General features: G+C 71.5%; 15 protein-coding genes. 5 read left to right on the forward strand and 10 right to left on the reverse strand.

Annotated elements, in window-relative coordinates:
* Nucleotides 1-292 precede the first annotated feature (292 nt).
* Together pruA and ACWG52_RS11515 are read right to left on the reverse strand one after the other, a co-directional pair.
* On the reverse strand, nucleotides 293-1,924 hold the full coding sequence (gene pruA / locus ACWG52_RS11510; RefSeq protein WP_389805334.1) for an L-glutamate gamma-semialdehyde dehydrogenase: 1,632 nt from the start codon (nucleotides 1,922-1,924) through the stop codon (nucleotides 293-295).
* Between the two features lie 32 nt (nucleotides 1,925-1,956).
* Entirely contained in the window at nucleotides 1,957-2,883 is a 927-nt protein-coding gene (locus ACWG52_RS11515) for a proline dehydrogenase family protein (protein ID WP_202199581.1), read from the reverse strand.
* A gap of 160 nt (nucleotides 2,884-3,043) precedes the next feature.
* Between ACWG52_RS11515 and ACWG52_RS11520 the strand changes: the two genes are divergently transcribed.
* On the forward strand, nucleotides 3,044-4,426 hold the full coding sequence (locus ACWG52_RS11520; protein WP_453128618.1) for a PucR family transcriptional regulator: 1,383 nt from the start codon (nucleotides 3,044-3,046) through the stop codon (nucleotides 4,424-4,426).
* Nucleotides 4,427-4,569: 143 nt separating this feature from the next.
* On the opposite strand, the gene ACWG52_RS11525 is transcribed toward ACWG52_RS11520, so the two are convergent.
* Nucleotides 4,570-5,142: a TetR/AcrR family transcriptional regulator gene (locus ACWG52_RS11525; protein ID WP_161289234.1), complete on the reverse strand. Its 573-nt coding sequence runs from the start codon at nucleotides 5,140-5,142 to the stop codon at nucleotides 4,570-4,572.
* Nucleotides 5,143-5,231: 89 nt separating this feature from the next.
* Here ACWG52_RS11525 and ACWG52_RS11530 point away from each other — a divergent pair, with 89 nt between their 5' ends.
* Entirely contained in the window at nucleotides 5,232-6,800 is a 1,569-nt protein-coding gene (locus ACWG52_RS11530; protein ID WP_453128621.1) for an MFS transporter, read from the forward strand.
* A gap of 88 nt (nucleotides 6,801-6,888) precedes the next feature.
* On the opposite strand, the gene serA is transcribed toward ACWG52_RS11530, so the two are convergent.
* The 6 genes from serA to ACWG52_RS11560 form a co-directional block, all read right to left on the reverse strand.
* A complete protein-coding gene (gene serA / locus ACWG52_RS11535; protein WP_389805345.1) occupies nucleotides 6,889-8,478 on the reverse strand; it encodes a phosphoglycerate dehydrogenase in 1,590 nt (529 codons plus the stop codon).
* 285 nt (nucleotides 8,479-8,763) lie between these two features.
* The gene (ilvC, locus tag ACWG52_RS11540; RefSeq protein WP_375939255.1) at nucleotides 8,764-9,765 is read right to left on the reverse strand and encodes a ketol-acid reductoisomerase; all 1,002 of its coding nucleotides are present in this window, start codon (nucleotides 9,763-9,765) and stop codon (nucleotides 8,764-8,766) included.
* A 142-nt stretch (nucleotides 9,766-9,907) separates the two neighbouring features.
* Nucleotides 9,908-10,432 (reverse strand): acetolactate synthase small subunit, encoded by a 525-nt coding sequence (gene ilvN, locus ACWG52_RS11545; RefSeq protein ID WP_030010002.1) that lies wholly within the window; start codon nucleotides 10,430-10,432, stop codon nucleotides 9,908-9,910.
* A gap of 31 nt (nucleotides 10,433-10,463) precedes the next feature.
* Entirely contained in the window at nucleotides 10,464-12,350 is a 1,887-nt protein-coding gene (locus ACWG52_RS11550; protein ID WP_030725488.1) for an acetolactate synthase large subunit, read from the reverse strand.
* 204 nt (nucleotides 12,351-12,554) lie between these two features.
* Complete coding sequence (locus tag ACWG52_RS11555; RefSeq protein WP_453128622.1) at nucleotides 12,555-15,440, reverse strand: putative bifunctional diguanylate cyclase/phosphodiesterase; 2,886 nt, start codon at nucleotides 15,438-15,440, stop codon at nucleotides 12,555-12,557.
* A gap of 282 nt (nucleotides 15,441-15,722) precedes the next feature.
* The gene (locus tag ACWG52_RS11560) at nucleotides 15,723-16,670 is read right to left on the reverse strand and encodes a 2-hydroxyacid dehydrogenase (RefSeq protein ID WP_266353373.1); all 948 of its coding nucleotides are present in this window, start codon (nucleotides 16,668-16,670) and stop codon (nucleotides 15,723-15,725) included.
* Nucleotides 16,671-16,743: 73 nt separating this feature from the next.
* Between ACWG52_RS11560 and ACWG52_RS11565 the strand changes: the two genes are divergently transcribed.
* The 3 genes from ACWG52_RS11565 (at nucleotide 16,744) to ACWG52_RS11575 (ending at nucleotide 19,357) form a co-directional block, all read left to right on the forward strand.
* The gene (locus ACWG52_RS11565; RefSeq protein WP_326749028.1) at nucleotides 16,744-17,751 is read left to right on the forward strand and encodes an aldo/keto reductase; all 1,008 of its coding nucleotides are present in this window, start codon (nucleotides 16,744-16,746) and stop codon (nucleotides 17,749-17,751) included.
* Between the two features lie 148 nt (nucleotides 17,752-17,899).
* Nucleotides 17,900-19,135, forward strand: coding sequence for a PQQ-dependent sugar dehydrogenase (locus ACWG52_RS11570; RefSeq protein ID WP_389805355.1), 1,236 nt, complete (start codon nucleotides 17,900-17,902; stop codon nucleotides 19,133-19,135).
* 51 nt (nucleotides 19,136-19,186) lie between these two features.
* Nucleotides 19,187-19,357, forward strand: a complete 171-nt coding sequence (locus tag ACWG52_RS11575) for a DUF6191 domain-containing protein (RefSeq protein WP_389806120.1) — start codon at nucleotides 19,187-19,189, stop codon at nucleotides 19,355-19,357.
* Here ACWG52_RS11575 and ACWG52_RS11580 read toward each other — a convergent pair.
* Entirely contained in the window at nucleotides 19,320-22,382 is a 3,063-nt protein-coding gene (locus tag ACWG52_RS11580; RefSeq protein WP_453129060.1) for a helix-turn-helix transcriptional regulator, read from the reverse strand. The two genes, ACWG52_RS11575 and ACWG52_RS11580, sit on opposite strands and share 38 nt — an antisense overlap.
* Nucleotides 22,383-22,398: the final 16 nt, after the last annotated feature.

Raw genomic sequence — 22,398 nt, forward strand, 5'->3', positions numbered from 1 at the left:
GAGGCGCTGCCCTTCGTCCTCGGCGTCCGGGACCGGTCGACGGTGGTCGATCAGCCCCGCTTCGGCCCAGCCGAGGCAGGTGCGGTGCGGAAGTCCGGTGGCCGCGCGGCAGATGGTCGCGGCACGGTGGTGGTTGTCTCCCCCGGGTCACCGGGACCGGGTAGCGGAGCTGGTCGCCGTACACGACAACTTCGGTCAGGCCGGCAGGAGTTGCCGGTGAGGGAAATGGATACCGCCCCCGCTCCGGACTTGGGGGTACCGGAACGGGGGCGGAGGTCAGGCGGGGGCTCGGTCAGCCCATGTGGGGGTACGCGTAGTCGGTCGGCGCGACCAGCGTCTCCTTGATCGAGCGGGTCGAGGTCCAGCGCATCAGGTTCGACGCGGCGCCCGCCTTGTCGTTGGTACCCGAGGCGCGGCCACCACCGAAGGGCTGCTGGCCGACGACGGCGCCGGTGGACTTGTCGTTGATGTAGAAGTTGCCCGCCGCGAAGCGGAGCTTCTCCATCGCGTCCGCGGCCGCGTAACGGTCGGCGGCGATGATCGAGCCGGTCAGGGCGTAGGCCGAGACGGACTCCATCTGGGCCAGCATCGCGTCGAAATCGGCGTCCTCGTAGACGTGCACGGCGAGGATCGGGCCGAAGTACTCGGTCGTGAAGACCTCGTTCTCCGGGTCGGTGCACGCGATGACGGTCGGGCGGACGAAGTAGCCCTCCGCGTCGTCGTACGTGCCACCGGCGATGATCTCGCAGGTCGGGTCGGCGATGGCGCGGTCGATCGCGGCCTTGTTCTTCGCGAAGGAACGCTCGTCGATGACGGCGCCGATGAAGTTGGTCAGGTCGCGGACGTCACCCATGGTGATGCCGTCGACCTCGGCCGCGAAGGCCTCCTTGAAGCCGTCGTTCCAGATCGAGGCCGGGACGTAGGCGCGCGAGGACGCCGAGCACTTCTGGCCCTGGAACTCGAAGGAGCCGCGGGTCAGGGCGGTCTTCAGGACGGCGCGGTCCGCGGACGGGTGCGCGACGACGAAGTCCTTGCCACCGGTCTCGCCGACCAGGCGCGGGTAGGACTTGTACTTCTCGATGTTGTTGCCGACCGTCTTCCACAGGTACTGGAAGGTCTTGGTCGAGCCGGTGAAGTGGATGCCGGCCAGCTCGGGGTGGTTCAGGGCCACCTCGGAGACGGCGATGCCGTCGCCGGTCACCAGGTTGATGACGCCCTTGGGCAGGCCGGCCTCCTCCAGGAGCTCCATGAGGAGGATCGCGGAGTGGGTCTGCGTCGGGGACGGCTTCCACAGGACCACGTTGCCCATGAGGGCGGGGGCGGTCGGCAGGTTGCCGGCGATGGCCGTGAAGTTGAACGGCGTGATCGCGTAGACGAAGCCTTCGAGCGGGCGGTGGTCGCTGCGGTTCCACACGCCGGCGGAGTTCGCGACCGGCTGCTCGGCCAGGATCTGGCGGGCGAAGTGGACGTTGAAGCGCCAGAAGTCGACGAGCTCGCACGGGGTGTCGATCTCGGCCTGCTGCGCGGTCTTCGACTGGCCCAGCATGGTCGAGGCGGCGAGCTTCTCGCGCCACGGGCCGGACAGCAGCTCGGCGGCGCGCAGGATGATCGCGGCGCGGTCGTCGAAGGACATCGAGCGCCAGGCCGGGGCGGCGGCGAGGGCGGCGTCGATGGCCTCCTGGGCGTCGGCCTGGGTGGCGTTGGCGTAGGTGCCGAGCACCGACTTGTGGTCGTGCGGCTGGACCACGTCGAAGCGCTCACCGCCACCCATCCGCTTGACGCCGTTGATCGTCATCGGGAGTTCGATCGGGTTCTCGGACAGCAGCTTGAGCTGCGCTTCGAGCCGCGTGCGCTCCGGGGTGCCGGGGGCGTACGAGTGGACCGGCTCGTTGACCGGCGCGGGGACCTGGGTCACAGCATCCATGGGGCTGGTAACTCCTTGAGCTAGTGGGGTGCCTAGTTCTTGGTGATCATCGAGCGGACGAAGAAGAGCAGGTTGGCCGGCTTCTCCGCGAGGCGTCGCATGAAGTAGCCGTACCAGTCCGTGCCGTACGCGGTGTAGACACGCATCCGGTGGCCCTCGGCGGCGAGCCGCAGGTGCTCCTCGCTGCGGATGCCGTACAGCATCTGGAACTCGTACTCGTCCAGCTTGCGCCCGGCCTTGCGGGCGAGCTCCTGGCCGATGGCGATGAGGCGGGGGTCGTGGGACCCGATCATCGGGTAGCCCTCGCCGTCCATGAGGATCTTCAGGATCCGGACGTACGCCTTGTCGATCTCCGCCTTGTCCAGGTACGCGACCTCGGCGGGCTCCTTGTAGGCGCCCTTCACGATGCGGACGCGGCTGCCGGCGGCGGCCAGGCGGCGGGCGTCGGCCTCGGTGCGGAAGAGGTACGCCTGGATCACGCAGCCGGTCTGCGGGAAGTCGCGGCGCAGCTCCTCGTGGATGGCGAACATCGAGTCGAGGGTGGTGTGGTCCTCGGCGTCCAGCGTCACGGTGGTGCCGATGGCGGCCGCGGCCTCGACGACCGGGCGGACGTTGGCGAGCGCCAGCTCGTGGCCGCCCTCCAGGGCCTGGCCGAACATCGACAGCTTGACGGACATCTCGGCCTTCTCGCCGAGGCCGAGCTCCGCGAGGCGTTCGATGAGCTGGAGGTAGGCGTCCCGGGCGGCGTGGGACTGCGCCACCTCGGTGATGTCCTCGCCGACGACGTCGAGGGTGACCTCAAGGCCGTTGCGCGTGAGCTCCTCGACGATCGGGATGACCTGATCGACGGTCTCGCCGGGGATGAACCGATTCACCACGGGCTTGGTCACCGGGGCGGCGGAGACGATACGACGCATCTTGTCGCTGCGCGAAGCGGCGAGGATCACGGGACCCAGCACGGGGCACCTCCAGCGGGTGGCAGAAAGAAAAGCGCAAGTGAAACCACCGTGAAACCTAAGGATCGCTTTGATCCTCTGCCATCGACAGCTGTCACGCATCCGTGTCCCGGATCTCATACATCTGTCTGAAGGGTCCCTGCCGGGGTGGGAGAATGTCCGCGTGAAGGGCGATTACCAGGACCTGGTGGACGAGATCTCCGCGCTGCTCGGCGCCCCGGCGACCCTGGAGAACCGGGACTTCCGCCTGATCGCCTTCGGTGCCCACGACAGCGACGACGATCTGGCGATGGACCCGGTACGGACCCGCTCGATCCTGACCCGGCAGTCCACGGCGGACGTCCGCTCCTGGTTCGAGGCCTTCGGCATCGCCCGCGCCACCGGGCCCGTCCGGATCCCGGCGGCGCCCGACGCCGGGGTGTTCCGCGGGCGGATCTGCCTGCCGGTGCGGTACCGGGGCATCGTGCAGGGCTACGTATGGCTGCTCGACCACGAGCCCGGCAAGCCCGGGCCCGAGCCGGCGGCGCTCGACGCGGCCATGGAGGTGGCCCAGCGCATCGGGGTGCTGCTCGCCGAGGAGGCGAAGGCCGGGGCCGACCTGTCACGGGAGTTCCTGGCGGTGCTCACGGCCGGCCGGGGCTGGCAGCAGGACATGGCGGTGGCCGCGCTGCGGGCCGCCCTCGGCCCCGGCGGGGACGGACTGCACGCGGCGGTCTGTGTGACGCCGTGGCCCGGGGAGGCTCCGGCGTCGGTACCGGGCGCGGCGGCGGTGTGCGTGGTACCGCGGCGGGGCGGGGCCGAGCCGGGCGGCGCCGCCGGTCCGGGTGCGGGTACGGGAGCGGGAGCGGGGCCCGGGCGGGAAGCCGCAGGCGACCCGGCTCTGGCGGTACTGCTCCGGCTGCGCTCGACGGACGCGCTGGCTCCGGCCCTGGCGGCGGTGACCCGGCTGCTGCCGCGCACGGCACAGGCGACGGGGCCGGGCGGGAAGGGCGCGACCGGCCAGGCCACGGGCGGGAAGGCCTCGGGCGGGAAGGCCTCGGGCGGGAAGGCCTCGGGCGGGAAGGCCTCGGGCGGGAAGGCCTCGGGCGGGAGCGCCGGGGCCGCCGCCACCACGGCCACGGCCACGGCCCGGGGGGTGACCGCCGGCGTCGCCGACCCCGTGCGGGGACTCGCCGACCTGCCGGCCGCCTGGGAGCAGGCCGTCGCGGCCGCCCGGGCGGCGGCGGCCCAGCCCCGGTTCGGCCCGGTCGCCCAGTGGTCGACGATCGGCCCGTACCGGATGCTGGCGACGCTCGCCGCCGACCCGGTGGACGACCCCGCGGCGCGCACCTTGCTGGCCCCGACCCACCGCGACCTCGCCCGTACGGCCGAGGTCTTCCTGGACTGCGCGGGCCAAGCGGGCCGCGCGGCCGCCGCGTTGGGCATCCACCGCCAGACCCTCTACTACCGACTGGCCCGGGTCGAGCAGTTGACCGGCCTCGACCTGGACGAGGGCGAGGACCGCCTGCTGCTCCACATGGCCCTCAAAGCCGCGCGCCTGGCGTAGGGCGCGGCCTCCCGGCAACACCCTTCGGGGGACGTCCGGTTCGGTCGGGCCCGGGGCACGTCCGGATCCGGGACGGATCAGGAACGGACCAGGGGCGGCCCAGGGGCGGCCCAGGGGCGGCCCAGGGGCGGCTCAGGGGCGGCTCAGGGACGGATCATCGCCTCCGCCGCGCGCCGCATGCCCTCGGTGAATTCCTCCGCGGTCGCGGCCGACTCCGGGTCGAAGAGCCACTGGATCATCAGGCCGTTCAGCAGCGCTTGGTAGAAGGCGCCCAGCGTGCGCACGTCCCGCTCGTCGAGCTGGTCCTCCGGGGTACCGGTGAGCATGGAGATCAGCCCCCGGCGCCCGTCGGCCTGCGAGGCCGCGAGCATGGACCTCAACTCCGGCCGCTGGTCCCGGCCGAGCGCCACCTCCAGACTTGCCGCCCAGACCGGGCCGGACTTCTCGTGCTGCGCCAGCACGCCTTCCCACAGGGCGCGGAAGCGCTCCAGCGATCCGCCGTCGCCGTCGAGCCCGTCCTGGAAGACCGCGCCCCACTCCTCCATCAGGCCGATGAAGGCCTGGGTGAGCAGGGCGTCCTTCGAGCCGTAGTGGTAGCCGATGGAGGCCAGGTTGGTCCCGGAGGCGCTGACGATGTCGCGCGCGGTCGTGCGCACGAACCCCTTCTCGACCAGGCACTTCTTGGCACCTTCGAGCAGATCTTCGCGATGTCCCATGGCCACACGGTAGCAAGACAGGTGTCCTAGACGACAGTTCTAGACAGTCGTCATAGACGAACGTTTAAGACGTATGTATATTCCTGCTCATGACAACCCCAGCTGCCACCCCCGCTGCCACAGCGCGCCGTGCCGGCCGCCGCGAATGGACCGCCTTCACCGTCCTCCTGCTGCCCCTGCTCCTGGTCTCGATGGACGTCTCCGTCCTCTACTTCGCCGTCCCGGCCATCACCGACCAGCTCGACCCGAGCTCCACCCAGCAGCTCTGGATCTTCGACAGCTACGCGTTCGCCCTCTCCGGCCTGCTGATCACGATGGGCTCGCTGGGCGACCGGATCGGCCGCCGCAAGCTGCTGCTGATCGGCGCGACCGCCTTCGGCCTCGCCTCGATCGGCGCCGGCTACGCCACCAGTGCCGAGATGCTCATCGCGGCCCGCGTGCTGCTCGGCATCGGCGGCGCCACCCTGATGCCCTCCACACTGGCCCTCGTCCGGAACCTCTTCCAGGACGACAAGCAGCGCGGGCAGGCCATCGCCATCTGGTCCGGGGCCATGACCGGCGGCATCGCCCTCGGCTCGGTGCTCAGCGGGGTGTTGCTGAACCACTTCTGGTGGGGCTCCGTCTTCCTCGTCAACGTGCCCGCGATGCTGCTCCTGCTGCTCCTGGTCCCGCTCCTGGTACCGGAGTTCAAGGACCCGGCCCCCGGCCGCTTCGACCTGCTGAGCGTCCCGCTGTCCATGGCCGCCGTGCTGCCGGTCGTCTACGGACTGAAGGAGATCGCCGCCGAGGGCTTCGAACCGCTCTACGCGGGCTGCCTCGTCGTCGGACTGGCCTTGGGGTACGCCTTCGTCCGCCGCCAGCGCTCCCGTGCGGACGCCATGGTGAGCCGGGCGCTGTTCGCGGGCCGCGGTTTCGGGGCCGGTATCGGGCTCAACACCCTCGCCGCCTTCGCCATGATGGGCTCGGCCTACTTCACCACCCAGTACCTGCAGTCGGTGCTGGGCATGGGCACCCTGGAAGCCGCCCTGTGGAGCCTGGCCCCCTCGGTCGTCATCGGCGCCGCGGCCCCGGTCTCCGCCGCCCTCGCCCGGAAAGTGGACCGGGCCTATGTGATCGCCGGCGGGTTCGTCCTCGCCGCCGGCGGATTCGTCCTGATCAGCCTGGTGGACACCGACTCCCTCTGGCTGATCCTCACCGGCGCCGGGGTGCTGGCCTCGGGCATCGTCACCGTGCTGTCCCTGGTGTCCGACATGGCGCTGGCCTCGGCCCCCGCCGAGAAGGCCGGTTCCGCCGCCTCGCTGCTGGAGACCGGGACGGAGTTCGGCGGCGCCCTGGGCATGGCGGTGCTCGGCAGCCTGGGGACGGCGGTCTACCGCCACGACCTGGCCGGCTCCGAGCCCGCGGTGCGGGAGACCCTGGGCGGGGCCGTCGCCACCGCCCACCACCTCGGCGGGCCGGCCGGGGAGCGGGTGCTGGCCATGGCCCGGGAGGCGTTCGTCCACGGAATGCAGTACGCGGCCTGGGGCGGTACGGCGCTGCTGCTCGGGGCGGCCGTGCTCGCCGCGGCCCTGATGCGGGGGATCGAAGCGCCCGCCCCGCCCGCGGCGGAGCCCGCCGCCCGTGCCGGAGACCGCCCGCGCGAGGCGTCGTACACCTGAACCGCCCGCCGCCGGACGCGGCCGAGGGAACGCGGAAGGGCCCGGGGTCTCCCCCGGGCCCTTCCCTCACGTCATCACCCTCGCGGGTTCAGGCGAGGCTGACCGTGCGCGCCGAGACGGCGCCGATCTCGGTGGCGATGTCCGCGAGGACGTTCGCCGGAACGGCGGCGTCGACGGTGAGGACGGCGAGCGCCTCACCGTGCGCCTCGGCACGGGCGACCTGCATGCCCGCGATGTTCAGACCGCCCTCGCCGAGCACGCGGCCGACGGTGCCGACCACGCCGGGGCGGTCGGTGTAGCGCAGGACCACCATGTGGTCGGCGAGCGACAGGTCCACGTCGTACTCGCCGACGCCGACGATCTTCTGAAGGTGCTTCGGGCCCGCGAGCGTGCCGGAGACCGAAACCTCCTGACCGTCCGACAGGGTGCCGCGCACGGTGACCACGTTGCGGTGGTCCGGGGACTCCGAGCTGGTGGTCAGCCGCACCTCGACGCCGCGCTCCTGCGCGAACAGCGGGGCGTTGACGTAGGAGACCGTCTCGTCGACGACGTCCTCGAAGACACCCTTGAGGGCGGAGAGTTCCAGCACCTTGACGTCGTGCTGGGTGATCTCGCCGCAGACCTCGACGTCGAGGCGGACCGCGACCTCGCCCGCGAGGGCGGTGAAGATGCGGCCGAGCTTCTCGGCGAGCGGCAGACCCGGACGGACGTCCTCGGCGATGACGCCGCCCTGGACGTTGACGGCGTCCGGTACGAGCTCACCGGCGAGCGCGAGGCGCACCGACTTGGCGACCGAGACACCGGCCTTCTCCTGGGCCTCGTCCGTGGACGCGCCGAGGTGCGGGGTGCAGACGACCTGGTCGAGCTCGAAGAGCGGGGAGTCCGTGCAGGGCTCCTTGGCGTACACGTCGAGGCCGGCGCCGGCGACGCGGCCCTCCTTGATGGCCGTGTACAGGGCGGCCTCGTCGACGATCCCGCCGCGGGCGGCGTTGACGATGCGGACCGACGGCTTCACCTTGTGCAGGGCCTCGTCCCCGATGAGACCGAGGGTCTCGGGGGTCTTGGGCAGGTGCACGGTGATGAAGTCGGCGACCTCCAGGAGCTCGTCCAGCGTCAGCATCTTGACGCCCATCTGGGCGGCGCGCGCGGGCTGTACGTAGGGGTCGTACGCGACGATCTTCATGCCGAAGGCCGACATGCGCTGCGCCACCAGGACACCGATGCGGCCGAGGCCGACGACGCCGAGGGTCTTCTCGCTGAGCTCGACACCCGTGTACTTGTTCCGCTTCCACTCGCCGTTCTTCAGGGCGGTGTTGGCCTGCGGAATGTTGCGGGCGGTGGCGACGAGCAGGCCGCAGGCCAGCTCGGCCGCGGTCACGATGTTCGAGGTCGGCGCGTTGACGACCATCACGCCGGCCTTGGTGGCGGACGAGACGTCCACGTTGTCCAGACCGACACCGGCGCGCGCGACGACCCGCAGCTTCTTGGCCGCGGCGATCGCCTCGGCGTCGACCTTGGTGGCGGAGCGGACGAGGATCGCGTCGACGTCGACGATCGCGGGCAGCAGCTCGGCGCGGTCCGCGCCGTTGCAGTGCCGGATCTCGAAGTCCGGGCCCAGCGCCTCGACGGTGGCGGGCGACAGCTCTTCGGCGATGAGTACGACAGGTTTCGAGCTCACGTGGGTCCTCACAAGTCCAGTGCGGACGGCCGTCCCGACGGCCGCAGGCGGTGGAGGGGGTAGCCGCGTGGAAGACGCACGACACTGTGGGCCTGACGCGTATGTGTTGAGCAGTGTAGTGGCGCCGGCGGGCCGGATTTCCGCCTGTACGGAAGGATCACCCGTCCGTGGTTGGCCGGGGTGGACAAGCCGCGCCCGCCGGGGCCGGATTCCCGGCGCGCGACACCCGTCCGGTGATGCGCGGCGGGGCCGGGACTCGCGTGTCCCGGCCCCGCCGTCACGAGATCAGCTCTCGTCGTTGTCGACCCAGCTCATCAGCTTGCGCAGCTTCTTGCCGGTGGTCTCCAGCAGGTGCTCCTCGTCGGCCTTCTTGTACTCGTTGTACTTCGGCAGACCGGCCTTGTACTCGGCCATCCAGGTGTTGGCGAACTCGCCGCTCTGGATCTCCGCGAGGACCTTCTTCATCTCGGCCTTGGTGGCGTCGGTGATGACGCGCGGGCCCGTGATGTAGTCGCCCCACTCGGCGGTCTCGGAGACCGACCAGCGCATCTTCTCCAGGCCACCCTCGTACATGAGGTCCACGATGAGCTTCAGCTCGTGCAGGCACTCGAAGTACGCGATCTCCGGCTGGTAGCCGGCCTCGGTCAGGGTCTCGAAACCGGCCTTGACCAGCGCGGAGGCGCCACCGCAGAGGACGGCCTGCTCACCGAACAGGTCGGTCTCGGTCTCCTCGGTGAAGGTGGTCTTGATGACGCCGGCGCGGGTGCCGCCGATGCCGGCCGCGTACGAGAGCGCGAGCGCGAAGGCGGAGCCGCTGAAGTCCTGCTCGACGGCGGCGATGCAGGGAACGCCGCGGCCCTCCTCGTACTGACGGCGGACCAGGTGGCCCGGGCCCTTCGGGGCGACGAGCGCGACGTCCACGTTGGTCGGGGGCTTGATGAAGCCGTAGCGGACGTTGAAACCGTGGCCGAAGAAGAGCGCGTCGCCCTCCTCGAGGTGCTCCTTGATGGACTCCTCGTAGATCTCGGCCTGCAGCGGGTCCGGGGTGAGGATCATGATGACGTTCGCCCAGGCGGCGGCCTCGGCCACGGGGACGACCTTCAGACCCTGCTCCTCGGCCTTGGCCTTGGACTTCGAGCCCTCCTTCAGACCGACGACGACGTCGACGCCGGAGTCACGGAGCGACAGCGCGTGGGCGTGGCCCTGGCTGCCGTAACCGATGACCGCGACCTTGCGGCCCTGGATGATGGACAGGTCGGCGTCGTTCTCGTAGAACAGCTCGGCCACTGGGATATCTCCTTGGTGCGCTGGTGTTGCTCCCACCGTACGGCGGGGAACGGAATCTGAGTTTCTCGGTCTCGCTATGCGGGCCGAGCGTGTCTGCCGCGGCTCCGGCGGCCGCTGTGCCGCGGCCGCCGTGCCGGCCGGGTCAGGCGCTGCGGTCGAGCGCGCGCAGACTGCGGTCCGTGATGGACCGGCCGCCACGCCCTATGGCGATCGTGCCGGACTGGACGAGCTCCTTGATGCCGAAGGGCTCCAGCATCTTGAGCATCGCGCCGAGCTTGTCGGAGCCGCCGGTGGCCTCGATGGTGACGGCCTCCGGGGAGACGTCGACCGTCTTGGCGCGGAACAGCTGGACGATCTCGACGATCTGCGACCGGGTCTCGTTGTCGGCGCGGACCTTCACCAGGACGAGCTCACGCTCGATGGCGTTGTGGGACTCCAGCTCGACGATCTTGAGCACGTTGACCAGCTTGTTCAGCTGCTTGGTCACCTGCTCCAGCGGGAGGTCCTCGACGTTGACGACGATGGTGATGCGGGAGATGTCGGGGTGCTCGGTGACGCCGACCGCGAGGGAATCGATGTTGAACCCGCGGCGGGAGAACAGGGCGGCGATCCGGGCGAGGATGCCGGGCGTGTTCTCGACCAGGACGGAGAGCGTGTGCTTGGACATGTGGGGCGTTCTCTCTCTCGGCTCTCTCGGCTCAGTCGTCTTCGTTGTCGCCGAAGTCGGGACGGACGCCCCGGGCTGCCATGACCTCGTCGTTGGAGGTACCGGCGGCGACCATCGGCCACACCATGGCGTCCTCGTGGACGATGAAGTCGATCACGACGGTGCGGTCGTTGATGGCGTTGGCCTCGGCGATGACCTTGTCCAGGTCGGCCGGGTCCTCGCAGCGCAGCGCCACGCAGCCCATGGCCTCCGACAGCTTGACGAAGTCCGGGACGCGCGTGCCCTTGCGGGGCGCGACGGACTCGCCGAGCTGCGAGCCGACCGTGTCGTGACCGGTCTCGTCGGCGTGCAGGACGGTGTTGGAGTACCGCTGGTTGTAGAACAGCGTCTGCCACTGGCGGACCATGCCCAGCGCACCGTTGTTGATGATCGCGACCTTGATCGGGATGTTGTTCAGGGCGCAGGTGACCAGTTCCTGATTGGTCATCTGGAAGCAGCCGTCGCCGTCGATCGCCCAGACCGTGCGCTCGGGCATGCCGACCTTGGCGCCCATCGCGGCGGGGACCGCGTAGCCCATGGTTCCGGCGCCGCCGGAGTTCAGCCAGGTGCGGGGCTCCTCGTACTTGACGAAGTGGGAGGCCCACATCTGATGCTGGCCGACGCCGGCCGCGAAGATCGTGCTCTTCGGGGCGAGCGCGCCGATCCGCTCGATGACCTGCTGCGGGGAGAGGCTGCCGTCGGCGGGCAGGTCGTAGCCCAGCGGGTAGGTGTCGCGCCAGCGGCTGAGGTCGTTCCACCACGCGGTGTAGTCGCCGGCGTTGCCCTCGGTGTGCTCGGCCTGGACGGCCTGGATCAGGTCGGCGATGACCTCGCGGGCGTCTCCGACGATCGGGACGTCGACCGCGCGGTTCTTGCCGATCTCGGCCGGGTCGATGTCCGCGTGGATGATCTTGGCGAAGGGGGCGAAGCTGTCCAGCTTGCCGGTGACGCGGTCGTCGAAACGGGTGCCGAGCGCGATCAGCAGGTCCGACTTCTGCAGCGCGGTGACGCCGGTGACGGAGCCGTGCATGCCGGGCATGCCGACGTGCAGCGGGTGGCTGTCGGGGAAGGAGCCCAGCGCCATCAGGGTGGTGCAGACCGGGACGCCGGTCAGCTCGGCGAGGACCTTCAGTTCGGCGGTCGCGCCGGACTTCATGACGCCGCCGCCGACGTACAGGACCGGGCGCTTGGCCTGGCAGATGAGCTTGGCCGCCTCGCGGATCTGCTTGGCGTGGGGCTTGGTGACCGGCCGGTAACCGGGGAGGTCCTGGGCGGGCGGCCACGAGAAGGTGGTCTTCGCCTGCAGGGCGTCCTTGGCGATGTCGACCAGGACCGGGCCGGGGCGCCCGGTGGCCGCGATGTGGAACGCCTCGGCGATCGTCCGCGGGATGTCCTCGGCCTTGGTGACCAGGAAGTTGTGCTTGGTGATCGGCATCGTGATGCCGACGATGTCCGCCTCCTGGAAGGCGTCGGTGCCGATCGCCTTGGAGGAGACCTGGCCGGTGATCGCGACGAGCGGGACGGAGTCCATGTGCGCGTCGGCGATCGGGGTGACGAGGTTGGTGGCGCCCGGGCCGGACGTGGCCATACAGACGCCGACCTTGCCGGTGGCCTGGGCGTAGCCGGTGGCGGCGTGGCCTGCCCCCTGCTCGTGGCGGACCAGGATGTGACGGACCTTCTTGGAGTCCATCATCGGGTCGTACGCGGGAAGGATGGCGCCGCCCGGAATACCGAAGACGGTGTCGCACCCCACCTCTTCGAGAGAGCGGATGAGGGACTGCGCACCCGTGACGTGCTCAACTGCGGCGGACTGCTGTCCGCCGGAACGGGGCCGCGGCTGCGGATGGTGGGCCCCGGTGGCCTGCTCGGTCATCGGCATTCTCTTCTCGAAGCTGAGGGTTTTACGCGGATTCGACTCTGTGCCAGTGCAACAAAAAACCCCTCGTGCCAAGAGGCAAGCGAGGGGAGCGCGTCGGGGGTGTTGAGCGGGGACATGCAGGTCCCAGCTTCAGCCGACGCGCTTTCCAAGTACGAGAATTCGGGTGCGCATGGCATTGACCCTCCCTCTGGCGGGAGGGTGATGTCAAGTAGGTGGGACGGGCGTCTCATTATGTGAGCCTCTACGGATGGCCATGGAGCCCCCGGGGGAACCACCGGCCAGTGCTGGTTGGGCCGCTCCGCCCGGTACTGGGAACGTACCGCGCACCAGCGCACGCCGCAGCCTGTACTCGTCGAGCGGGCCGGAAAACGCCATTCCCTGACCGTGCGTGCACCCCATCGCGCGCAGTGCCAGGACCTGCTCGGGCAGGTCCACCCCGTCTGCCACCGACCGCATGCCCAGGTCGTTTGCGATCCGCAAGAGACCGGCGGTGATCTTGTGCAGCCGGGCGGACTCGACCACGCCCTCCACCAGACCCCGGTCCAGCTTGAGCATGTCCACGGGGAGGCGACGCAGGGCGCTGATGGCCGCGTAGCCGCTGCCGAAGCCGTCCAGGGAGATACCCACCCCGAGCCGGTGCAGGGCCGCGAGACGGCGCTCCAGGTCGTCGAAGGGCACTCTGGGGTCGGATACGGCCAGCTCCAGGACCAAGGCCCCGGAGGGCAGCCCGTGCCGGGTCAGCAGGGCCTCCACGGAGCCGAGCGGCATGGATCGGTCCAGGAGTCTCTGGGCGGTCATCCGCACGGCCACGGGCACGTCGTGCCCGGCCCGGTGCCGGTCGGCGGCCTGCTCCACGGCCTCCTCCAGCAGCCAGCGCCCCAGCTCGGCGGTGCGGGAGGCGTCGTGGCCGGCGGCGCCGGGGCCACCCGCCCCGCCGGCACCGCCCTCGCTGTACTCGGCGACCCGGAGGAACTCCGCGGGGGTGAAGAGGATCCCCTGGGCGGAGCGCCAGCGGGCCTGCGCGGCCACGGCCGACACCTCGCCGGTGGCCAGCGAGACCACGGGCTGGTGCAGCAGGGCGAACTCGCCCTCGTGCAACGCGGTCCGCAGCCTGCCGGCCAGCTCGGCCTTGCGTACGACCTCGGCCTGCATCTGGGGGGCGTACATCTCGACGCGGTCCTTGCCGCCGGCCTTGGCCCGGTACATCGCGAGATCCGCGTTGCGCATCAGGTCCGAAGGGGTGATGCCCGGGTCGGCGAAGGCCGCCCCGATGCTCGCGGCGACGCGGACCTCGCTGCCGCCGATCCGGTACGGCTGGGAGAGGGTGGTGCGCAGCCGGTCGGCGATCTCACGCACCTGGCACTCGCGGGCGCCGGGGTCGCGACTGCCGTCGCCCAGGATCAGCGCGGCGAACTCGTCGCCGCCGAGGCGGGCCGCGGTGTCCCCGGCGCGGACCGAGTCCTGGAGCCGGCGCGCGGCCTCGACGAGCAGTTCGTCACCGGCCTGGTGGCCGATGGTGTCGTTGACCGCCTTGAAGCCGTCGAGGTCGATGAAGAGCACGGCGGTGCTGTGGTCGCCCGCGCGCCGGCCGGTCAGGGCCTGGCGCACGCGCCGGGTGAACAGGGCCCGGTTGGGCAGGTCGGTCAGCGGGTCGTGTTCGGCGCTGTGCTGGAGCTGGGCCTGGAGCCGGACCCGTTCGGTGACGTCCCGACTGTTGAGGATGAGCCCGCCCTGGTGCCGGTTGACGGTGGACTCGACGTTGAGCCATTCGCCGCCGCCCGATTTGAAGCGGCACTCGATGCGGGTGGTGGGCTCCTCGGTAGGCGGCGCGGCGAGGAAGCGGCGCACCTCGTGGACCACCCGGCCGAGGTCGTCGGGGTGGATCAGGGTGGCGAGCTCGGTACCGACCAGCTCCTCCGCCTCACGGCCGTAGACCCCGGCGGCGGCGGGGCTGACGTAGCGCAGGGTCCCGGTGGGTGCGGCGATCATGATGACGTCGCTGGAGCCCTGGACCAGGGAGCGGAAGTGGTTCTCCTTCTGGGCCAGTTCCTGGGTCAGCGCGATGTTGTCGAGGAGCATGATGCCCTGCCGGATGACGAGGGCGAGCACGACCGTGCAGCCGGTGAAGACGACCATCCGGTCCACCTTCCGGCCGTCCACGACGTTGTACAGGATCCCGAGGGTGCACACGGCGGCCGCGAGGTACGGGGTGAGGGCGGGCAGCGAGCCGGTGATCGGGCGGCTGTGCGTCCGGTCGATCCGCGGGCGTCCGGCCGGCTCCGGACCCGGGTGGAGGCGCCGGGCGCCCCAGGGCGCGTAGGCCAGGAGCAGCGATCCGGCGAACCAGCCGGCGTCGAGCAGCTGTCCGGACTGGTACTCGGCGCTCAGCAGGGGCGAGGTGAACAGGGCGTCGCTGAGCACGGTCAGGGCCAGGGCCGCGATGGCGGTGTTGACGGCGGACCGGTTGGTCTCGCTGCGCCGGAAGTGCAGGACCAGGACCATCGAGACGAGCGCGATGTCCAGGAGCGGGTAGGCGAGGGAGAGCGCGGCGCGCGGGACGCTGCCGGGGGCCCCCGACTGGGCGGTCCGCGCCGCGTGGGCCAGGGCCAGGCTCCAGGAGAGGGTGAGCAGGGAGCCGCCGATGAGCCAGGAGTCGAGTCCGAGGCACACCCAGCCGGCGCGGGTGACCGGGCGTTTGGCGAGGACGAGCAGACCCACGATGGCGGGCGGGGCGAAGCAGAGGAAGGCGAAGTCGGCGAGCGAGGGTTTCGGCACTTCCTCGCCCAGGATCACCTCGTACCAGCCCCAGACCGCGTTCCCGCAGGCTCCCATGAGGGAGGAGAAGGCGAAGAGCAACCAGGCGGGGCGTTCGCGGCTGTCGATCGCCCTGGCGTAGGAGTAGCAGGAGACCGCGGCGAGTAAGCCGGCCGCGCTGAGTCCGAAGTCGCCCATGATCTCGGCGACTTCCTCCGAGCCCCAGTTGAGGGCGGCGCCGACGGCGTACCCGCCGCTGACCACCGCGAGGAGCAGCTGCATCGCCAGACCCTTGCCTCCGCCCCGGTTCAGGAGGGCCGCCCCCGGGGTACTCACCGGTCCCCCTCGCTGCCTGGTTCCCGTGCAGCCCAGTCTCGGCCGCGTCGCCTCCGGCGGCTGTACCGCATCGGATCCTTCGTCCATTGGCCGTGCATCGCCCGTCGCCCCCCAAAGTGTCCGATCACTCCCCAGCGCCAGACGTTCGTGGCGCAGCCCCTTCTTCCGGACGATACACCACTTTCGTCACTCAGAGACATAGTCTCTCTACTCTCCGTTACCGATCGGGGAGTTGTGCCCACGCAGCGCATTCGAGTGACTGCGGAGCGTGGGCATCACGCGTCACTCGGTGATCAACACCGTGTGCTCCACCGGCTCTCCGGCGGCGAACCGGGTGAGCTGGCGGGCCAGCAGCCGCTTGGCCCTCGGCTCGAACGCCGAGCTGCTGCCGCCGACATGAGGTGTGATCAGGACATTCGGAGCATGCCAGAGCGGGTGACCGGCGGGCAGCGGTTCCGGGTCGGTGACGTCGAGTGCCGCGCGCAGTCGGCCCGACTCCACCTCCGCCAGCAGGGACTTGGTGTCGACGACGGGACCGCGCGCCACGTTCACCAGCAGGGCGCCGTCCTTCATCCGTGCGAGGAAGTCGGCGCCGACCAGGCCCCGGGTGGCGTCGGTCAGCGGGGTCACGAGGATCACCACGTCGGCGCCGGGCAGGAGCGCGGGGAGGTCGGCGAGGGCGTGCACGGGCCCGCGCGCGCCGGCCCGTGCCGTACGCGCCACCCGTGCGACCGGGCCGCATTCGAAGGCCACGAGCCGGTCCTCGATGGCGGAGCCGATCGATCCGTAGCCGATGATCAGAACCGACTTGTCCGCGAGGGCGTCGTAGAAGCCGGAGCGCCATTCCTCGCGGTCCTGACCGCGGACCATGCCGGGGATGCCGCGCAGGGAGGCGAGGGTCAGCGCGAGGGCGAGTTCGGCGGTGCTGGCCGTGTGGACCCCGACCGCGTTGCACAGCCGTACGCCGGGACGCAGGTCGCCGAGGCGGCCCAGCACGTCGTCGATGCCGGCGGTCAGTGTCTGGACGACCTGGACCGCGGGCATCGCCGCCAGCGGGCGCACGGTGACCTCGGGGGACTTCATGTAGGGCGTCACGTAGAAGACGCAGTCGGCGGGATCGGCCGGGAAGGCGTCCTCGCCGTCCCAGAGGCGGTACCGGAAGGAGTCGGGGAGGCCCTCGATCTCCTCGGCGGGGAACGGGAGCCAGACATCCGGGGTCATTGCAGTCATGATCACGAGGCTATGCCAAGGCATCCGGATCAAGCCGTTAGTTTGATGGCCGGAACCGGAGGGGGACGCAGGGGTGGAGCGCAGGTCGATCGGGGCGGGGGCGCTGACGGTGGGCGCCGTCGGCCTCGGCTGTATGCCGATGAGCTGGGCGTACGCGCCGTCACGGCGGCGGGGGCAGGAGTCGCTGGCCGCCGTGCACACGGCGCTGGACCTGGGGTCGAACCTGCTGGACACGGCCGACGTGTACGGGCCGTTCACCAATGAGCTGCTGCTCGGTCGGGTGTTGCGGGAGCGGCGGTCCGAGGCGTTCGTCTCGGCGAAGGTGGGTCTGCGGGCGGGTGACCAGCACGTGGTCGCCGACGGGCGGCCCGGCTATCTCCGGCGGGCGTGCGACGCCTCGCTGCGGCGGCTGCGGACCGATGTCATAGACCTCTACCAGCTGCACCGGGTGGATCCGGACGTGCCGGTGGAGGAGACCTGGGGGGCCATGGCCGAGCTGGTGGGCGCGGGCAAGGTGCGGGCGCTCGGTTTCTGCGCGCTGGGCGCCGGGGCCGGGCCGGGAGCCGGGCGGAGCGGGGACCGGGGGTACCGGACCACCCTGCGGCACCTGGAGCGACTGCAGCAGGTGTTCCCGGTGAGCGCGGTGCAGGCGGAGTTGTCGGTGTGGTCCCCGCAGGCGGCGTGGCAGCTGCTGCCGTGGTGTGCGGCCCGCGGGGTCGGGTTCCTGGCGGCGATGCCGCTCGGCAGCGGGTTCCTCACGGGGACCCTCACGCCGGGTGAGGGGTTCGAGCCGCAGGACGTGCGGGCCCGGCATCCGCGGTTCACGGCCGAGGCGATGGCGTCGAACCAGGTGCTGCTGGCGGGGCTGCGGCAGGTGGCCCGGCGGCACGGCCCCGAGGTCACGGTCGCGCAGGTGGCGCTGGCCTGGGTGCTGGCGCAGGGGCCGCAGGTGGTGCCGGTGCCGGGGGCCGACCGGGCGCCGTGGGCGGCGGAGAACGCGCGGGCGGCGGAGGTCCGGCTCTCGGCCGACGACCTGACCGAGATCGCGTCCCTTCCGGTCGAGGTGGGAGCCTGGGACTGACCCTGGTCGGCGCGGGGTCGGCGCTGGGCCGGCGCGGGTCGGCGCGACAACCACTCGATCGAGTGTACGAGTGGTGGAACTTCGTGAACTGCCGGAGCTGTTGAGACGGATGAAGGGCACGATCGGAGGACCGGAAGGGAGCAGGGCGATGCGATACGGAAGTTCTCCCGGGCAGGCGGGATCCGAGCGCGTGGGCGGGTGGCGCCGGGGGGTGCTGGCGGCGTTCGCGCTGGCCGGCTGCGGCGCTCTGCTGGCGGCGGGGTGTGCGCCGCAGGGCGCACCGGGCACGGGGCCGGGCGGCTCCCCACCGGGCACGGCCTCGGCGGGCGCCGGGTCACCGGGGCCGTCGGGGAGACCGTCCGCGTCCCCGGAGACCACCGGGCCGCCGGCGAAGGGGGCCGTGACGGTGACCGGCGAGGTGGCCAAGGGGCTGGAGTCGCCGTGGGGTGTGGCCCCGCTGCCGGGCGGGGACCTGCTGGTGGCCTCGCGGGACAAGGGGACGATCAGCAGGGTCGCGGCGGGGTCGGGGGCGGTGACCCCGATCGGCGAGGTGCCGGGGGTGGCGCCGGGCGGGGAGGGCGGACTCCTGGGCCTCGCGCTGTCGCCGACCTTCGCGTCGGACCGTCTGGTGTACGTGTACTTCACGACCGAGTCCGACAACCGCATCGCCCGGCTGCGGTACGACGAGCAGAGACCTGCCGGGCAGCAACTGGGCGCCCCGGACACGGTGTTCCGGGGGATTCCCAAAGGCCTCATCCACAACGGCGGCCGGATCGCGTTCGGCCCGGACAAGATGCTCTACGCGGGGACGGGTGAGACCGGTGACACCGGGCTCGCGCAGGACAAGGAGTCGCTGGGCGGCAAGATCCTGCGGATGACCCCGGACGGGGATCCGGTGCACGGCAATCCGGAGGCGGATTCCGTCGTCTACTCCTACGGGCACCGCAATGTGCAGGGCCTCGCCTGGGACAAGGACAAACGGCTGTGGGCGGCCGAGTTCGGCCAGAACACCTGGGACGAGCTGAATCTGATCGAGCCCGGTGCCAACTACGGCTGGCCCGAGGCCGAGGGGAAGGCGGGAAAGCCCGGCTTCAAGGACCCGGTGGCCGTGTGGAAGACCGATGAGGCCTCGCCGAGCGGGATCGCTTGGGCGGAGGGCTCGATATGGATGGCCGGGCTGAAGGGCAAGCGGCTGTGGCGCATCCCGCTGGCCGGGACGGAGCCGGTGGCCGGGCCCGAGGCCTTCCTTGAGGGCGAGTACGGCCGACTGCGGACGGTGGTGCCGCTGGGCGGGGACCGCATGCTGCTGGTCACGAGCGAGACGGACGGACGCGGGTCACCGGAAGCGGGCGACGACAGGATCCTGACCCTGACCGTGCGGTGACCGACAGATCCCGGGCAGGCGACGAAGGGTGTGGTGGGCGCGGTGTTCAACATGATCGAGGAGCTGTTCAACCCCGGACGCAAGCACACGAACGAGGAGAAGAAGCGGCTGGAGCTGTCCCGGACCGACGTCAATGACAACGATCCGGGACGGGGTCCGATAGACCTCGACTCCGGCAAGGTGCTCATACGCCTGGACGAGCAGCCTCCGGACGAGGACTGACCGGGGCGGGCGCGGCGAACAGGCGCAGCCGGTGGGCGAGGGCGGCCGCCTCGCCGCGGCTGGCGACGCCGAGCTTCGCGAGGATGTTCGAGACGTGCACGCTCGCGGTCTTCGGGGAGATGAAGAGCTCCTCGGCGATCTTCCGGTTGGTGCTGCCGGCCGCCACCAGGCGCAGTACGTCCCGCTCGCGGCTGGTCAGCCCGAGCGCCTCGACCGGGTCGGGTTCGGGGGCCGGCGGGGCGACGGCGTGGTCGGCGTCGGTCAGGGGGAGGCGGGCGCGCTGGGCCAGCAGGGCCAGGTCCTCGCGCAGCGTGCGTGAGCCGATCCGTTCGGCGGTGGCGTAGGCCTCGCGGAGCAGGGCGGCCGCGGGCTCCCGGTCACCGGCGGCCAGCAGGGCCTCGGCGAGCCTGTGGCAGGCCTTGGCCAGCAGGTACGGGCGTTCCAGCGGGCGGACGGCCGTCTCGACGGCGGTCCAGTCGGCGGGGGTGTCCCGGGCCTCGGCCCGGAGCAGCTCGGCCCGGACGTACTCGGCGTGGGCGGCCCACACCGGGACGGGGGTGGCGAGGCAGCGGGCGGCGGTACGCAGCACGGCCAGGGCCTCGTCCCGGCCGGCCTCGGCGGCCGGGAGCCCCCGGGCGTCCGCCTCCGCGGTGGCGGCGGCGAGCAGCAGCGGCCAGGCGTAGCGGTGCTGCCCGAGCGGGAATCCGTGGGCGGTGGCAGCGGAGGTCTCGGCGCGGACGTCGGCGATCCGGCCCTCCGCCGCGGCCACGCCGATCGCGAGGCGGCGGAGCGGGATCTGATGCTGGGGCTGGGTCTCGTGGGTGCCGTAGTGGGTGTGGGCCGCGGCGAGCTGGTGGTTCGCCTCGGCCAACTCCCCTCGGGCCAGCGCCAGGTAGGCGAGGCGGGCCGAGGCGCAGCCGCGCGGGGCGGCGCTCTGGCCCACCAGCAGGGTGCGCCGGGCCGCCTCGGCGGCCTCGTCCCAGCGGCCGAGGCTGTAGAGGCTCTCGGCCATGTTCCCGCAGACCCAGGCCTCGCTGTCCAGGAGCCGGGACCTCCGGACCAGTTCGGCCCCTTGTTCGGCGAGTTCCACGGCTTCGTGGGACCGTCCCAGACTTTCCAGCTGAGAGGTGAGATTGATATGCGCACGCCCTGCCAGCATCGTGAGTCCGAGCTGCGTGGTCCGTTCCACGACCGCGTGCATCTCCGCGAGGCCGCCGGCTCCGTCGCCGGAGTCGGCGCGCAGAGCGCCGACCGTGATCCGGGCGTTGAGTTCGGTCTCCTCGGCGCCGACCATGCGCGCGTACTCGACCGCGCGTTCGGCGGCGGCGAGGTTGTCGGGGCCCGGGTTGTGGAGCATGCCCCAGCTCGCGGCCCGGACCAGGACCTCGGCGTGCACCTGGGACGGGGGCAACCCCCGGACGAGGTCCTGGGCCTTGGCTATCTCCTCCCAGCCGTCGCCGCGCCCGAGTCCGGCGATCAGTCGGGAGCGTTCGGTCCAGAACCAGGCGGCCCGGAGCGGGTCGTGGTCGTCCTCCAGCAGGCGCAGCGCCATCTTCGTGATCTTCAGGGCGCGGTCGCGTTCGCCGCCGTAGCGTGCCGCGACGGTGGCCTCGGCCAGCAGGTCGATCCGTTGGAGGGCGGTGGTGGCCGGGTCGCAGCCGCACGGGGGGTACACCTCGGTGTAGTCCGCCGGGCGGAGCGCCTCGCGGACGCTCGGTGGGGCGCTGTCCCACAGGTCCATGGCCCGCTCCAGCAGCCGCAGTTGCTCCGAGTAGGCGTGTCGGCGGCGGGCCGCCACGGAGGCGGCCAGTACGGCGGGCAGCGCCTTGGCGGGATCGTTGGCGTGGTACCAGAAGCTGGCCAGCCGGATGACCCGCTCCTCGGCCCGGACCAGCGAACCGTCGGCCTCCATGGCCTCGGCGTAGCGGCGGTTGACGCGGGCCCGCTCCCCGGGCAGCAGGTCGTCGCTGACGGCCTCGCGGACCAGGGAGTGCCGGAAGCGGTAGCCGTCGCCGTCGGCGGTGGCGAGCAGGATGTTGGCCCCGACGGCGGCGCGCAGCGCCTCGATCAGCTCGTCCTCGGTGAGCCCGGCGACGGCGCGCAGCAGCGGGTACTCCACGGTGGAGCCGCCCTCGGCGACGATGCGCACCAGCCGTTGGGTCTCGTCGGGGAGCACCTCGACGCGGACGAGGAGCAGGTCGCGCAGGGATTCGGTGAGTCCGGTGCGGCAGCCGCTCTCCTTGGAGGCGACGAGTTCCTCGACGAAGAAGGCGTTGCCGTCGGACCGGTCGAAGACGGAGTCCACGAAGGCCTCGTCCGGCTGCGCGGCGAGGATCCCGGCGAGTTGGCGGCGTACCTCGGCCCGGTTGAAGCGGGCCAGTTCGATGCGTCGGACGGTGCGGAGCCGGTCGAGTTCGGCGAGGAGGGGGCGCAGCGGGTGACGCCGGTGCACGTCGTCCGCGCGGTAGGTGGCGACGACGACGAGCCGGCCGCTGCCGAGGGTGCGGAAGAGGTAGGAGAGCAGGTGCCGGGTGGAGGTGTCCGCCCAGTGCAGGTCCTCCAGGACGAGGACGACGGTGCGGTCGGCGGCGAGGCGCTCCAGCATGCGGGCGGTCAGTTCGAAGAGCCGGGCGGTGCTCTCCTCGTCGTGGGGGCCGCGCGGGGTGTCGCCGAGTTCGGGGAGGATGCGGGCGAGTTCGTCCTCCTGGCCGGCGGCAGCGGCGGCCAACTCCTCGGGCAGCAGCCGGTGCAGGGTGCGCAGGGCCGTCGAGAACGGGGCGAAGGGAAGGCCCTCCGCCCCGATCTCCACACAGCCTCCGACGGCGACGACGGCGCCGCGACGGTCCGCCTCGCAGAGGAACTCCTCGGTGAGGCGGGTCTTGCCGACTCCGGCCTCTCCCCCGATGAGCATCGCCTGCGGTTCCCGCCCGGCGGCCCGGGTCAGTGCGTCGGTGAGTACGGCCAGTTCATCGGCTCGGCCGACGAACACCGGGCTGACAGATCTGCTCTCCACGCCGCCGAGCATCGCACAGAGGTCCTGC

This window comes from Streptomyces sp. CLCI03 (genome assembly GCF_053615355.1).